The following is a 14,395-nucleotide window of genomic DNA, read 5'->3' as shown; positions in this document are numbered from 1 at the left end:
TCCCACAGGGGATCTCCATCGAATACCAATCTAGTGTTCACTGAAGACCCAATGTGGGAGCGGGCTTGCCCGCGAAGACGTCAGATCAGGCAACACAGAACTCACTGACCAAACAACACCTTCTGCCCCTCCGGCGACGTCAACATCCCATCCCCGTTATGCCCGACCCCAGGCACTTCAACCAGCCGCTGATTGACCCCTTTCGGGTTGCGACGCAGCAGGTAATTGAAAAAATTCCGCCCGCGAACCAGACGATAAGCACCTTGCGCTTCGGCCTCACAACTTTTATCCAGCGCCGGATGCTGCGGGTCGGTGTCTTGCTGCCCAAGCAGATAAGTCACGTCCCGTTTGACGTAACTGCCTTCAAGTTGCTGTGCCGTTTGCCCACTGGCATAAACGGGTAGATCCGTCAGCCCGTACTTCCAGCGATTGAACCCGGCACACGCCGCATGGTTGAACGCCACCGGCCGCTGCTCGTTGAAGTACGCATAGGACGAAGGGTTGGCGACGACGTAGCGAAGCTTCACGCCGGCGGCCGTCAGGGCCGGTTGCTCTCGCGCCAGTAGCGCATAGCGCTGGACCACCTGGCCGCCGCCGGAGTGCCCGGCGATGACGATTTGCTTCACGTCCGGAAACTGCCGACGGTCGCTGACTCGCTCGATGATCTGGTCGAGGGCTGCAAAGGAACTCAGCGCAAAAGGAGCGGTGGATAAACCGCCCGCCATCCAGTCATTGCCCTGCCAGCGCAACACTGTGCCTGCGACCGGATGCAGCGCGATGTCGGTTTCGTTGAGAAATTGCGGGGCGATCACCAGGGTGCTTGCGCTTTGCCCGGCCAGTTCCGCTGCATGCTCGGCACTTTGGCGATAGGTTTCAGCGTTGCGTAGCCGACCATGAATGATGATCAGCACGCGTTCGATTTTCGCTGGCGCCGGGCCAAGGCTCACCGCCATCTCGCCTTCTTTCAACAACAATCGCCCGGGGCTGAGTTCCTTGACGCCATGTTCCGCAGCCTGGGTGCTTGCGCACGTGAACAACACAATCAACAACCAATTTTTCATTTACAGGTTTTTCGCCGCAAAGGTATCGCACTGGCCCACCTGGCCTTGCGCAAATCCGGTTTTAAACCAGCGCACCCTTTGCGCCGATGTGCCATGGGTAAACGAGTCCGGTACCACGCGGCCCTGACCTTTCTGCTGCAAACGGTCATCGCCGATGGCGTTGGCCGCGTTCAAGGCTTCTTCGATGTCACCCGGTTCCAGCCAGTTCAGACGCTGCTGCGCGTTGTTGGCCCAGACACCGGCCAGGCAATCGGCCTGCAACTCCTGGCGTACCAATAAGCCACCATCACCTTCCATCTGCCGGCCTTGCTGGCGGGCTGCCTGAATTTTCGCAGAAACACCAAGCAGCGTCTGAACATGATGTCCGACTTCGTGAGCGATCACGTAGGCCTGGGCGAAGTCACCCGCGGCGGAAAAGCGTTGCGACATTTCCTGGAAAAACGCCATGTCCAGGTAAACCTTCTGGTCGGCCGGGCAATAGAACGGCCCGGTCGCCGATGTTGCCAAGCCGCACGCCGAGTTCACCCGGTTGCTGAACAGCACCAGCGTCGGGTTTTTATACTGCCGACCGGCCTGTTGGAAAATCTGGCCCCAGGTGTCCTCGGTATCGCCGAGGATCGAACGCACGAATTCGGCGCCTTCGTCATTGGCCGGCGGCGCCTTGCGGCTCTGGTTGGTGGCCGGGGCCGATTGTTCGGTCATTTGCCCGGTCAGTTCGCCGAGGATTTGCATCGGATCCTGGCCGGTGAGCCAGCCGATCCCCACAATCAGGACGATCGCGGTCAGGCTCAGGCCTTTGCCGCCACCGAAACGCATCCCGCCGCCACCGCCGCCGACACTATCACCACGGGCATCGACCACGTTGTCGCTGCGTCGGCCTTTTTTCCATAGCATGTGGGAATCCTCTGATTGTCCGTGGTGATGAGTGTTGCTGGTGTGTAGGGGCGGCGCCAGTCCGGCTGTCCGGCTTTTTCGCGCAGGCCGGTAGTCTTGCAGACTGTAGGAACATGGATCACCCATCGAATTCCGTCAGAGGGTAGGTATTTATCGAACAGGCAAGTCGCTGCGTCTATCGAGTATCGGGTTCCAGATTTCGCATTACACGGTTCATCTTCTAGAATCAGGCAAATTGTATGTGGAACCTCCCATGGCCGGCAGTCAGATCGAACGTGTCTTCAGCGTGCTCGAAAGCCTCACCAGTGAACCTCGCGGTCTGCCGATGCAGATGCTCGCGGAGCAACTGGACATTCCTAAAAGCGCAACCCACCGTCTGCTCGCGGAGCTGATTCGGCTGGGTTATGTGCGGCAGAATCCGGAGAACCTGCGGTATCACTTATCCACCAAACTGGTGGCGATGGGGTTTCGTTACCTGTCGGGCAGTGGCGCCGATATCGTTCAGCCTGTGCTGGATCGTCTGGCCCAGGAAACCGCGGAGCTGGTGCGTCTTGGGGTGATTGAGGGCGAGCGGCAGGTCTGGATCGCCAAATCCCAGGGGGCTCGTTCCGGCCTGCGTTATGACCCGGAAATGGGCCGCGATGCGCCGTTGTTTTATACCGCGTCGGGCCATGCGTGGCTGGCGTGCATGAGCGATGCCGAGGCGTTGTCGCTGGTGGAACGCCAGGGAGGCGAGCGGCCAAAAGACCTCGGGCCGAATGCACCGCGTTCCAATATTGAGTTGCTGGAGCGTCTGCGTATGGCGCGGGAGCAGGGCTACGCCTGGGTGGAGGAAAGTTCGGCGGTGGGCACCTCGGCGATTGCGGCGGTGGTGCGGCATCCGAGCGGGGGGCGGGTGATTGGCGTGCTGAGCATCGCCGGGCCAAGTGCACGGATGCCGGGGGCGCGGTTGCATGAGTTGGCGCCAGTGTTGTTGAGGTATACCGAAGAACTGGCGGCGGCGAGTCTGGCGTCGGAGTTGTTCAGTTAACCCTGGTCCGCCACCAGCCTATTGTGGGAGCGGGCTTGCTCGCGAAAGCGGTGGGTCAGTGAAGGTAGTTTTGTCTGACACGCCGCTTTCGCGAGCAAGTCGAGTCGTCGCACCGCCGCTCCCACATTTTTGATTTATGGTGGCTGCGAAACCGTGCGGTGTTCGAACACTTTCGGCCTATGCTTGTGTTGGAATCTGGAACCAGGTTCTAAATTATTGGAACTCGCCGCCAGCGACACGTTTCACTTCGCAAGGGATACCCATGACAGCAAGCACCCCGCTCTCCGGCGTAAACCAACCCTTCAAAGGGATTTTGCTGATCGTCGTCGCTACCTTCCTGTTTTCCAGTCATGACGCCTTTTCGAAATACCTCTCGGGGTTCTATCCGATCGTGATGGTGGTCTGGGCCCGCTATGTGGTTCACACCTTGTTGATGGCCGGGATTTTTCTGCCGCAATCCGGACTGCGGGTCCTACGAACCAAACGGCCGATGCTGCAGTTGGTGAGGGCGCTGTGCCTGTTGGGCACCAGTCTGTTTTTTACCACCGGCTTACAGTACATCCCGTTGGCCGAAGCCACGGCGGTCAACTTTCTTGCCCCGGTCCTGGTGACCGCGCTGTCGGTGCCGCTGCTGGGTGAGCGTGTCACCAGAGGCCAATGGATCGCAGTGATTTGCGGATTTATCGGCGTGTTGATCATCGTTCATCCCGGTGGGGATCTGTTCACGCCAGCGGTACTGCTGCCGCTCTGTTCAGCGCTGTTTTTCTGCTTCTATCAGCTGCTCACTCGCAAGCTCAGCAACATCGACAGTCCGACCACCAGCAACTTTTTTGCCGGCCTGTGCAACACCCTGGTGATGAGCGCGCTGGTGCCGTTCTTCTGGCAAGTGCCGAGCGTTGGGCATGGCTTCATGATGGTGGCGCTGGGCGCGTGCGGAATGACGGCGCACTTGTTTCTGACCCAGGCATTCCGCTACGCCGCTCCTGCGCTGTTGGCGCCGTTCGGCTATTGCCAGATTGTCTTCGCCGGTTTGCTGGGCTGGCTGCTGTTCTCCCACACACCGACCCTGACCACGGTGATCGGGATCGCGGTGATTTGCTGCAGCGGGTTGGCGGCGGCGTGGCAGCAGAGTCGTCGCTAGGAAAAACAAAAAAGGCAGGCCTGGAATCAGGCCTGCCGAGGGAGGGAATTTTATTCGGTAACGGTAGGAATCTTGCGCGGCGCCATGAAGTACATCCAGATCAGCGCGATGAAGTACATCGCCGGAATCATGGTGAAGAGCACGGTGTAGTTGTTGTTGGTGATGGTCAGGATGTGGCCGACCAACTGGGTCATGAACATCCCGCCGATGGCTGCGCACATGCCGCCGAAGCCGAACACCGTACTCATCATGTGTTTAGGCGTGTAGTCCATCACCAGGCTCCAGATGTTCGCGGTCCAGGCCTGGTGCGCGCCGATGGCCAGGGAGATGGCGAACACCGCGACCCACAGACTGCTCGAACCCGCTGCCATGATCACGCCGACGATGCAGCAAGCGAACAGGAACATGGACAACAGTCGCGCCTTGATCGGGTTCATGCCGCGGCCGATCATGAACGAAGAGAGTATCCCGCCGCCGACGCTGCCGAAGTCAGCGGTCAGGTAGATGATGATCAGCGGGATCCCCATCTGGGTCACGTTGATCCCCAGGTTGTATTGCTGATTGAGAAACGGCGGTAGCCAGTACAGATAGAACCAGAACACCGGCGCGGTCATGGAGTAGGCGAGGGCGAAAGCCCAGGTGCCACGCATGCGCAGGATTTTCGAGAACGGCACGCGAGTTTGTTCCGGCTCGACTTCCTTCTGGATGTAGTCCAGTTCCGATTGTTTGACGCTCGGATGCTCTTCCGGGTTGTAATACTTCAAACCCCAGAACAGCAACCAGATCCCGCCCAGTGACGCCATGCACAGGAAAGCGGCTTGCCAGCCCCACACGTGCAGGATCAGCGGCAGCAACATTGGCGTGAACATTGCGCCGACGTTGGTGCCGGCATTGAAGATGCCGGTGGCCACGGCGCGTTCGCCGGCCGGGAACCACAACCGCGTGGTTTTCACGCAGGCCGGGTAGTTGGCGGCTTCGGTCAATCCGAGAATGAACCGGCAAACCATGAAGCCGACCGCCGAAGTGGCCAGGCCGTGGGCGCCGGTCGCCAGGCTCCAGAGCAGCACCGCGCAGAAGAACACGCGCTTCACGCCGACCCGATCGATCAACCGGCCTTGCAGCACGAAACCGATGGCGTAGCCGACCTGGAACCAGAAGTTGATGTTGGCGTAGTCCATCGCCGTCCAGCTCATTTCCTTGGCGAGGATGGGCTGCATGACGCCCAGTGCGGCGCGGTCGATGTAGTTGAGCGTGGTGGCGAAAAACACCAGCGCCAGCATGCCCCAACGGGTTTTGCCGACCGCCATGGCGCCGCGAATCTTGTCGCCAATGCCGCCAGAGGCAGGAGTCATGGAGGAACGCTCCACGGGAGAACTTTGAGAAGGAGTCATGTAGGCCACCGATTATTTTTATGTGGTGTTCTGGTTCTTTGGTTACCGAGACCGATGTGTGCGACCGGACTCAATGTGTCGTCGATGTTGGGCAGTGGACGAAAAATCGTCAATTCGCCAAAGGGCATTGTGTTCGATAATCGCACGCAAAACTAACCGGGTAGTACACTTTGAATTGCTCATTAAACAAGCTCGCCCAATAATTCGCTCACTCTTTTAAAAGCGGCGCAAATTCCCTGTAGCCGAAGCCTCCACCGGGAGTCGAAACATGCAGCGTTCCATTGCCACCGTGTCCTTGAGCGGTACCCTGCCGGAAAAACTCGAAGCCATTGCCGCCGCCGGTTTCGACGGGGTGGAGATTTTCGAGAACGACCTTCTCTACTACGACGGTAGCCCACGGGAAATCAAACAGATGTGCGCCGATCTCGGGATCGCGATCACGCTGTTTCAACCGTTCCGCGACTTCGAAGGTTGCCGCCGCGACCGGCTGCCGCGCAATCTGGAACGGGCCGAGCGCAAGTTCGACTTGATGCAGGAACTGGGCACCGACCTGGTGCTGGTGTGCAGCAACGCCTCTGCCGATTCCACCGGTGATGAACAAATTTTAGTCGACGATTTGCGCCTGCTGGCCGAACACGCTGGCGCACGCGGGCTGCGGATCGGCTATGAAGCACTGGCCTGGGGCCGGCATGTGAACACCTGGCAACAGGTGTGGAACATCGTGCGTCAGGCCGATCATCCAAGCCTCGGCGTGTTGCTGGACAGCTTTCACACGCTGTCGCTCAAGGGTGACCCGAGCGCGATCGCCGAGATTCCCGGGGACAAGATCTTCTTCGTACAAATGGCCGACGCGCCGATCCTGGCGATGGACGTGCTGGAATGGAGTCGGCATTTCCGCTGCTTCCCGGGCCAGGGCGAATTCGATTTGCCGGGTTTCCTGGCACCGATCATCAAGAGTGGCTACACCGGGCCGCTGTCGCTGGAAATCTTCAACGACGGTTTCCGCGCCGCCCCGCCTCGGACCAATGCCGCCGACGGTTTGCGTTCGTTGCTGTACCTGGAAGAGAAAACCCGCCAGCGTCTGGCGCAGGAAGCGACACCGCCGACCACTCCCGACATTCTGTTCGAGACGCCCAAGGCCAGCGAATACAACGGCATCGAGTTTCTCGAATTCGCTGTGGACGAGAGCCTGGGCGCCAAGCTCGCCCATTGGCTGGAGCGACTGGGTTTCGTCAAGGCCGGGCAACATCGGTCCAAGAGCGTCAGCCTGTTGCGCCAGGGCGATATCAACCTGATCCTCAATTTCGAACCTTACTCGTTCGCCCACAGTTTTTTCGAAGCCCATGGGCCTTCGCTGTGTGCAACCGCTGTGCGGGTTAAGGACAGCGCCAGTGCGCTGGCCCGGGCCGTGGCCTACAAAGGTCAACCGTATCGCGGATTGGTCGGCCCCAATGAACTTGAGCTGGCCGCCGTGCGCGCACCGGATGGCAGCCTGATCTATCTGGTGGACCAGGACGCCGATGTCTACGGCACCGACTTCAATCTGCAACCGGCCACGGTGACCGGTGGCGGCCTCAAACGCATCGACCACATGGCGATGGCGCTGCCGGCCGACAGCCTCGACAGTTGGGTGCTGTTCTACAAGAGCCTGCTGGATTTTGAAGCCGATGACGAAGTGGTGTTGCCCGATCCGTACGGTCTGGTGAAAAGTCGAGCGTTGCGCAGCCGTGATAGTTCGATCCGCTTGCCGCTGAACATTTCCGAGAACCGCAACACCGCGATCTCACACGCGCTGTCGAGTTATCGCGGCTCCGGCGTGCATCACATCGCGTTTGACTGCGATGACATCTTTGCCGAAGTCAGTCGTGCCAAGGAGGCGGGCGTGCCGCTGCTGGACATCCCGCTCAATTACTACGATGACCTCGCTGCCCGGTTCGACTTCGACGATGAATTCCTCAGTGAGCTGGCGTATTTCAACGTGCTTTATGACCGTGATGCCCAGGGCGGTGAGCTGTTCCACGTTTATACCGAGCCGTTCGAAGGGCGGTTCTTCTTTGAAATCATCCAGCGCAAAAATGGCTACGCCGGCTACGGCGCGGCCAACGTCGCGGTGCGCCTGGCGGCCATGGCCAAATCCCGAAGCGGTGCCGTACGTCAGGCAAAGTTGTAGGAAAATCGTAAACTCGGCGACAAACCGCTGCCGCGCGGCTTCCTTCACTGTGCGGCGCGGCCCATAATCGCCAGCCTGTGCAGTGATGGCCGTGAGCCCGCAATGACGATAACTTCAGAACTCTCCGCAGCGCCCGCCGAACCCATCGCCGGGCCGCGCAAGAGTCGCAAGAACAACCCGGAAAAGACCCGCGAGAACATCCTTCAAGAGGCGATTGTCGAGTTCGTCCAGCAGGGGCTTTCCGGTGCTCGCGTCGACGCAATCGCCGAGCGTATTCACACCTCCAAACGCATGATCTATTACTACTTCGGCAGTAAGGAACAGCTCTACGTCGAGGTGCTGGAGAAACTCTACGGCGACATCCGCAACACGGAAAACCACCTGCACCTGGCCGAACTGGCACCGGTGGAGGCGATCCGGCGGCTGGTGGAGTTCACTTTCGATCACCATGATCGCAACGTCGATTTCGTGCGCATCGTCAGCATCGAGAACATCCACAACGCCGAATACGTGAAGCGCTCCGACGCGATCAAGGCGATGAACAACACCATCCTCGATTCACTGGGCGTGATTTTGCGTCGCGGGGCCGAAGAGGGCGTGTTCCGTTCAGGGCTTGAGCCGCTGGATGTGCATCTGCTGATCAGCTCGTTCTGCTTTTATCGCGTGTCGAACCGCCACACCTTCGGTGAGATCTTCCAGATCGACTTGCCGGACGAAGGCATCAAGCAGCGTCATCGGGAGATGATCTGCGAGTCGGTTTTGCGGTATCTGCAGGCCTGACACTTAAAAGATCGCAGCCTCGTTTCACTCGACAGCTCCTACAGGGGATTTGTATTCATCCTGTAGGAGCTGTCGAGTGAAACGAGGCTGCGATCTTTTGATTTTTTAATCATTCATGCTCTGAAAATGCGCCAACATGCGCGGCACATCCGGCACCACGCCGCTGAACAACTCAAACGCCTTCACCGCCTGAAACACCGCCATGTTGCCGCCATCCAGCGTCCGGCAACCCAGGGCGCGGGCGTTGCGCAGCAGTTCGGTTTCCAGCGGAAAATAAACAATCTCCGCCACCCACAATTCACTACGCAGCAACTCCACCGGCACTGGCATGCCCGGCAGTTTTTTCATGCCCATCGGCGTGGTGTTCACCAACCCATTCGCCTGGCCCAACGTGCTCTGTAAATCATGCCCCGCCACGGCCCGTCCAGCGCCGAAGTGTTCATTGAGGTTGTCCGCCAGCGCCTGTACACGGCTGATCTCCACATCAAAAATGCTCAGCAGCTGTACGCCTTCGCTCAACAGCGCGTGGGCCACCGCCGCACCGGCGCCGCCAGCGCCCATCTGGACCACAAGCTCACGGGCAACGTCCTTCAATCCCCGGCGAAAACCTTCGGCAAATCCCAAGCAATCGGTGTTGTGGCCGATGCGCTTGCCATCCTTTAGCACCACCGTGTTCACCGCCCCGATGCCGCGAGCTTCCGGCGACAATTCGTCGAGCAGCGGGATGATCGCCTGCTTGCATGGGAAGGTGACGTTCAAACCGGTGAAGTTCATGCGTTCGGCGGCCATCAGCAGGTCGGGCAGGGCGCTGCTGTCGAGTTTCAACTGATCGAGGTCGATCAAGCGATAGAGATAACGCAGACCCTGGGCATCGCCTTCGTGTTCATGCAGCGCCGGGGTACGGGATGCCTGGATGCCGGCGCCGATCAGCCCGGCCAATACCGCGTTGTTCTGAGTCACGGCGTTCACCCCTTCAAGCGTTGGCTGAAATAATCCAGCGCCAGGCGATAACCGTGGCTGCCGAAACCGGCCATCACCGCAGTGGCAATGGCTGAAACGAAAGAGTGATGCCGGAAGGTTTCGCGGGCGTGAACGTTGGACAGGTGGACTTCGACGACCGGCAATTCGCTGGCGATCAAGGCATCGCGGATCGCCACTGAGGTGTGTGTCCATGCCGCCGGGTTAATGACGATCCCGGCGCAACGGCCACGGGCCGCGTGAATCCAGTCGAGCAGTTCGCCTTCGTGATTGGTCTGGCGAAATTCCACTGCCAGGCCGAATTCTTCGGCGGCGCGTCCGCACAGCGCCGAGATGTCGGCCAGGGTTTCGTGACCGTACGTCGCGGGTTCGCGAGTGCCGAGCAGGTTCAGATTCGGGCCGTTGAGCACCAGAACGATAGGGGACATCAAAGTCTCTCCACATATTATTTTTGGAATGGGCTGTGGCGTTCAGCCTGTGGAGATAAATTGTACTAGCTGGTTAGTTCGGTCAATTGAAGAGCGCTTTCAGTGAGGTTTTGTGTGCGGTGATCGGACAGTCCTGGCGATTATCGCGGCAGATGTTCAACCAGGAAATCGATGAATGCCCGCAGTCTCAGCGGCATATGACGACTCTGTGGATAGAGCAGGGTGAACGGCCGGGAGCGTCCGCCGAAAGGCTTGAGCACTTCTACCAACGAGCCATCGGCCAGTTCGTTTTCGACAATAAAACGGTAAGTCTGAAACAACCCCGCACCGTGTTTGGCCAAGGTCACGCCGCCGAGCACATCGTCAGAACAACTGAAGCTGCCCTCGGCAAGAATCTCCCGTGGTGCACCGTTGTCGTTGAAGAGCCAGGCAATGCGCCGGCCGCTGCTGGGCAGTTCGTACTGAATGCATTCGTGCTGCGCGAGGTCGTCCAGGCTTTGTGGGACTCCCGCGCGTTTCAGGTACTCGGGACTGGCAATCATCACCAACTCGGCGTCCTCAAGGTGCCGGGCAATGAGACCGGAATCCGGAATCGCCCGCACGCGGATCGCCATGTCATAGCCTTCGCCGACGAAATCGATGTTGCGATTGCTGATGTGCGACTCGACTTTCACGTCTGGGAAGCGTGCCCGAAATGCCGGCAACAACGGCAAGATCCGGTGGTGCGCATACGTTGTGGGAATACTGATGCGCAGCGTGCCGGACGGTTGCTGTTGCTGGCCCATAACCTCGCGCTGAGCCTCGACCAACTGCGCCAGCGCCTGACGACATTCCTCGTAATAGCGACGACCACTGTCGGTGAGCTTGACGCTGCGGGTAGTGCGCGCAAACAGACGCACGCCCAGACGCTCTTCCATGCGCGACACCGATCGACTAACGGCGGCCGGTGTTACGCCGGCCACCAAGGCAGCTGCCGTAAAGCTGCCCGCCTCGGCCGCGAGGCAAAACAGTTCGATACTGCCCAGCTGAAGATCGTCGAATACTCGCTGCATGATTGATGACACCACGGATCAAATGAGGGACTGCGCCACTGTAGATGAAATCGCCGCAGCAGTGCTTTACTTGACCGGCGTCTCATTTGATAACCGGACAGGAGCAGCATCATGCCTTTCGTCAGCGTTCGCATCACCCGTGACGGCGTCACCCGGGAGCAGAAAGCCCAGGTCATTGCGGAAATCACCGACACCCTGAAACGCGTCCTCGGCAAACCGCCGGAACTGACCCACATCGTGATCGAGGAAGTCGATACCGATAACTGGGGGTATGCGGGCATCACTACCACCGAGTATCGAAAGCAGCCGAAGTGAATTTTCATCGCGACAAAAAAAAGCCGTCATATGACGGCTTTTTTGTAGCTGCAACTGACATTCAACGACGCGTCAACAACACCCCGGATTCCATGTGGTGCGTCCACGGAAACTGGTCGAACATCGCGCACTGAGTGATGCGATGGGTGTCGTGCAACTGGGCGATGTTGGCCGCCAGGGTTTCCGGGTTGCAGGAGATGTAGAGGATGTTGTCGAAGCGCCGGGTCAGTTCGCAGGTGTCCGGGTCCATGCCGGCGCGAGGCGGGTCGACGAAGACGCTACCGAACGCGTAGCTCTTCAGGTCGATGCCGTGCAGGCGACGGAACGGGCGAACTTCGTTCAGGGCTTCGGTTAGTTCTTCGGCGGACAAACGCACCAGGGTAACGTTATCCACAGCGTTTTCGCTGAGGTTGCTCAGTGCGGCGTTAACCGAAGTCTTGCTGATTTCGGTGGCCAGCACTTTGCGCACGCGAGTCGCCAGCGGCAGGGTGAAGTTGCCGTTGCCGCAATACAGTTCCAGCAAATCGTCCGAGCGATCACCGAGGGCGTCGTAAGCCCAGTTCAGCATTTTCTGGTTCACGGTGCCGTTGGGCTGGGTGAAGGCGCCTTCGGGCTGGCGATAGCTGAACGTGCGACCACCGACGTCCAGTTTCTCGACCACGTAATCCTGGCCAATCACTTCGCGTTTGCCTTTCGAGCGACCGATAACACTGACGTTCAGGTCGACGGCCAGCTTCGACGCCGCCGTGTGCCAGTGTTCGTCCAGCGGGCGGTGATAGCACAGGGTGATCATCGCATCGCCGGCCAGGGTGGTCAGGAACTCCACCTGAAACAGCTTGTGGCTCAGCGCCGCACTGGCTTTCCATGCTGCCTTGAGCTGCGGCATCAGCTCATTGATGCGCAGGCTGGCAATCGGGAACTCTTCGATCAGGATCGGCGTGCGTTTGTCTTCCTGGGAAAACATCGCGTAATGACGATCGCCGCCTTCGCGCCACAGGCGGAATTCGGCACGCAGGCGGAAATTTTTCAGCGGCGAGTCAAACACCGCAGGTTCCGGTGCATCGAACGGGGCCAGCAGGTCGCGCAGACGCGTGACCTTTTCTTCGAGCTGAACGGCGTAGGCCTGGGAATCAAAAGTCATGCGTTGAACCAACCCAACTTGATCACGAACAGAATCGACAGAATCACCAGCGCGGGGTTCAGCTCACGACCGCGGCCGGACAGCAACTTGATCGCGGTCCAGGAGATGAAACCGAAGGCGATGCCGTTGGCGATGGAATACGTGAAAGGCATGGCCAGCGCGGTGACCACGACCGGTGCGGCAACGGTGATGTCATCCCAGTCTATTTCGGCCAGGCCGGATGTCATCAACACCGCGACGAACAGCAGTGCCGGTGCAGTAGCGAACGCCGGGACGCTGGCGGCCAGTGGCGAGAAGAACAGCGCCAGCAGGAACAAGATCGCCACGACAACAGCGGTCAGACCTGTGCGGCCACCGGCACTCACGCCGGCGGCGGATTCGATATAGCTGGTGGTGGTCGAGGTGCCCAGCAGCGAACCGGCCATGGCCGCGGTGCTGTCGGCGATCAGGGCGCGGCCCATTTTCGGCATGTGGCCGTCCTTGCCCATCAGGCCAGCGCGTTTGGCGACGCCGATCAGGGTGCCGGAGTTGTCGAACAGGTCGACGAACAGGAAGGCGAAGATCACGCTGACCAGACCGATGTCCAGTGCACCTTTGATGTCCAGTTGCAGGAAGGTCGGCGCCAACGATGGCGGCATCGACATCACGCCGCCGAACGGGGTGAAGCCCAATGCGATGGACGCGATGGTCACGACCAGAATGCCGATCAGCACCGCGCCGCGTATGGCGAGCGCTTCGAGGGCGACGATCAGGGCGAAGCCAAGGGTGGCGAGGATCGGAGCGGGTTGTTTCAGGTCACCGAGGCCAACCATGGTCGCCGGGTTGCTGACCACGATGCCCGCGTTGTGCAGGGCGATCAGCGCCAGGAACAGGCCGATACCGGCGGCAATCGCCGAGCGCAGCGGCAGCGGGATGCTGTTGATGATCCATTCGCGGATGCGGAAGATCGACAGCAGGAAGAACAGCACCGCCGAGATGAACACCGCCCCCAGCGCCACTTGCCAGGTGTGGCCCATGTGCAGGACCACGGTGTAGGTGAAGAAGGCGTTCAGGCCCATGCCCGGTGCGAGCGCGATCGGGTAGTTGGCGATCAGGCCCATTACGGTGGAGCCGATCGCTGCCGCCAGACAGGTCGCGACAAACACCGCGCCTTTGTCCATGCCGGTCTCGCCGAGGATGCTCGGGTTGACGAACAGAATGTAGGCCATGGCCAAGAAGGTCGTGACGCCCGCCAGAATCTCGGTCCGCACGTTGGTGTTGTGTGCCTTGAGTTGAAACAGCCTTTCCAGCATGTCTGCTCCCCGTGGCGCGCCCGGCGCCGTGAATGTATCGACCTCAACAGCAAAGCACAGACCGTTGAAGGCGCCTGGTAATTTTCTGCGGGTCGGAAAAAGCCGCGCATCATACCAGCAGCGTGGGGCTGTGGCTGCTTATGGCTGCGATCGTCGCCGATGTTTTGCCGTAAAGCGAACTGAGCCATACTGCGCGCTGGTTTTGGGGGGCGTTATGGATTGCATTAAAAAGTGTGGGGTTGCGGTTATTGGCGTCGCGATGGCGTTGTTGCTGGGGGCGCAAACTGCCTCGGCCGCGATGGCGCCGCCGTTGAGTCAGTTGAAAGTGGTCAAGGTTGAATCGCCATCCTGCGGGTTTGAAGATATTGCCGAAGGGCAGGAGCAGACGCGCTGCGACCACAGTGGACCGAACATCAAGGTGTACGTCCTAGAGGTCGGCTACGGTCGCAAGGCATATGTTGCCTTGGATGGTTTCGACGTGAATGGCACCCGGACGCCGGTTTGTGCTTTTGATAACGGCAATCTCACCGAATGCACTGTCGGGAGAAAAACCATCGGTTATCTTTATGTCCTGGACCTGGCAGGCAAACAGAACGGCACCTTCACCTTCAGCAACACCTCGATCAACGCGCCGGGCAACACGATGTCGACCCAGCTTTACATCAAGTAACGGCTGCACTCGAACAAGGGTCAGGAAAGCTGGCTACGCTTTAAAGATCATT

The 14,395-nt window shown here is 59.5% G+C and carries 14 protein-coding genes; 6 read left to right on the top strand and 8 right to left on the bottom strand.

Annotation, left to right across the window (positions count from 1 at the left end; all coding sequences use genetic code 11):
- Positions 1-101: 101 nt before the first annotated feature.
- Together ACA072_RS25240 and ypfJ are read right to left on the bottom strand one after the other, a co-directional pair.
- Complete coding sequence (locus ACA072_RS25240) at positions 102-1,061, bottom strand: alpha/beta fold hydrolase (RefSeq protein ID WP_497621303.1); 960 nt, start codon at positions 1,059-1,061, stop codon at positions 102-104.
- Positions 1,062-1,955, bottom strand: a complete 894-nt coding sequence (ypfJ, locus tag ACA072_RS25235) for a KPN_02809 family neutral zinc metallopeptidase (protein WP_497621302.1) — start codon at positions 1,953-1,955, stop codon at positions 1,062-1,064. It abuts the gene before it with no gap.
- 253 nt (positions 1,956-2,208) lie between these two features.
- On the opposite strand from ypfJ, the gene ACA072_RS25230 reads away from it, so the two are divergent.
- Together ACA072_RS25230 and ACA072_RS25225 are read left to right on the top strand one after the other, a co-directional pair.
- Positions 2,209-2,985 carry an IclR family transcriptional regulator gene (locus ACA072_RS25230; RefSeq protein WP_497621300.1) on the top strand — a complete coding sequence of 259 codons (777 nt, stop codon included), beginning with the start codon at positions 2,209-2,211 and terminating at the stop codon, positions 2,983-2,985.
- Between the two features lie 262 nt (positions 2,986-3,247).
- Positions 3,248-4,126, top strand: coding sequence for a DMT family transporter (locus ACA072_RS25225; protein ID WP_462025285.1), 879 nt, complete (start codon positions 3,248-3,250; stop codon positions 4,124-4,126).
- A 50-nt stretch (positions 4,127-4,176) separates the two neighbouring features.
- Here ACA072_RS25225 and ACA072_RS25220 read toward each other — a convergent pair whose 3' ends face one another.
- Complete coding sequence (locus ACA072_RS25220; protein WP_497621298.1) at positions 4,177-5,478, bottom strand: MFS transporter; 1,302 nt, start codon at positions 5,476-5,478, stop codon at positions 4,177-4,179.
- Between the two features lie 307 nt (positions 5,479-5,785).
- Between ACA072_RS25220 and quiC the strand changes: the two genes are divergently transcribed.
- Both quiC and ACA072_RS25210 read left to right on the top strand, forming a co-directional pair.
- The gene (quiC, locus tag ACA072_RS25215; RefSeq protein ID WP_497621296.1) at positions 5,786-7,687 is read left to right on the top strand and encodes a 3-dehydroshikimate dehydratase QuiC; all 1,902 of its coding nucleotides are present in this window, start codon (positions 5,786-5,788) and stop codon (positions 7,685-7,687) included.
- 102 nt (positions 7,688-7,789) lie between these two features.
- Complete coding sequence (locus ACA072_RS25210; RefSeq protein ID WP_497621294.1) at positions 7,790-8,467, top strand: TetR/AcrR family transcriptional regulator; 678 nt, start codon at positions 7,790-7,792, stop codon at positions 8,465-8,467.
- A gap of 105 nt (positions 8,468-8,572) precedes the next feature.
- Here the strand turns inward: ACA072_RS25210 and ACA072_RS25205 are convergent, their stop codons facing one another.
- The 3 genes from ACA072_RS25205 to ACA072_RS25195 all read right to left on the bottom strand — a co-directional run bounded on the left by ACA072_RS25205 (position 8,573) and on the right by ACA072_RS25195 (position 10,925).
- Positions 8,573-9,427, bottom strand: coding sequence for a shikimate dehydrogenase (locus tag ACA072_RS25205; protein ID WP_497621291.1), 855 nt, complete (start codon positions 9,425-9,427; stop codon positions 8,573-8,575).
- A gap of 5 nt (positions 9,428-9,432) precedes the next feature.
- Positions 9,433-9,873 (bottom strand): type II 3-dehydroquinate dehydratase, encoded by a 441-nt coding sequence (aroQ, locus tag ACA072_RS25200; RefSeq protein WP_497621289.1) that lies wholly within the window; start codon positions 9,871-9,873, stop codon positions 9,433-9,435.
- A gap of 140 nt (positions 9,874-10,013) precedes the next feature.
- A complete protein-coding gene (locus tag ACA072_RS25195; protein ID WP_497621288.1) occupies positions 10,014-10,925 on the bottom strand; it encodes a LysR family transcriptional regulator in 912 nt (303 codons plus the stop codon).
- Positions 10,926-11,036: 111 nt separating this feature from the next.
- Here ACA072_RS25195 and ACA072_RS25190 point away from each other — a divergent pair, with 111 nt between their 5' ends.
- Positions 11,037-11,240 (top strand): tautomerase family protein, encoded by a 204-nt coding sequence (locus ACA072_RS25190; RefSeq protein WP_438658142.1) that lies wholly within the window; start codon positions 11,037-11,039, stop codon positions 11,238-11,240.
- 61 nt (positions 11,241-11,301) lie between these two features.
- Here ACA072_RS25190 and trmA read toward each other — a convergent pair whose 3' ends face one another.
- Together trmA and ACA072_RS25180 are read right to left on the bottom strand one after the other, a co-directional pair.
- Positions 11,302-12,381, bottom strand: a complete 1,080-nt coding sequence (gene trmA / locus ACA072_RS25185) for a tRNA (uridine(54)-C5)-methyltransferase TrmA (protein ID WP_497621285.1) — start codon at positions 12,379-12,381, stop codon at positions 11,302-11,304.
- On the bottom strand, positions 12,378-13,673 hold the full coding sequence (locus tag ACA072_RS25180) for an NCS2 family permease (RefSeq protein ID WP_497621284.1): 1,296 nt from the start codon (positions 13,671-13,673) through the stop codon (positions 12,378-12,380). The genes trmA and ACA072_RS25180 overlap by 4 nt, the downstream gene beginning before the upstream one ends.
- A 214-nt stretch (positions 13,674-13,887) precedes the next feature.
- On the opposite strand from ACA072_RS25180, the gene ACA072_RS25175 reads away from it, so the two are divergent.
- Positions 13,888-14,343, top strand: a complete 456-nt coding sequence (locus ACA072_RS25175; RefSeq protein ID WP_497621282.1) for a DUF4879 domain-containing protein — start codon at positions 13,888-13,890, stop codon at positions 14,341-14,343.
- Positions 14,344-14,395 lie beyond the last annotated feature (52 nt).

The organism is Pseudomonas sp. LBUM1656 (assembly GCF_059716065.1).
This window is presented reverse-complemented; position numbering and strand designations above follow the sequence as displayed.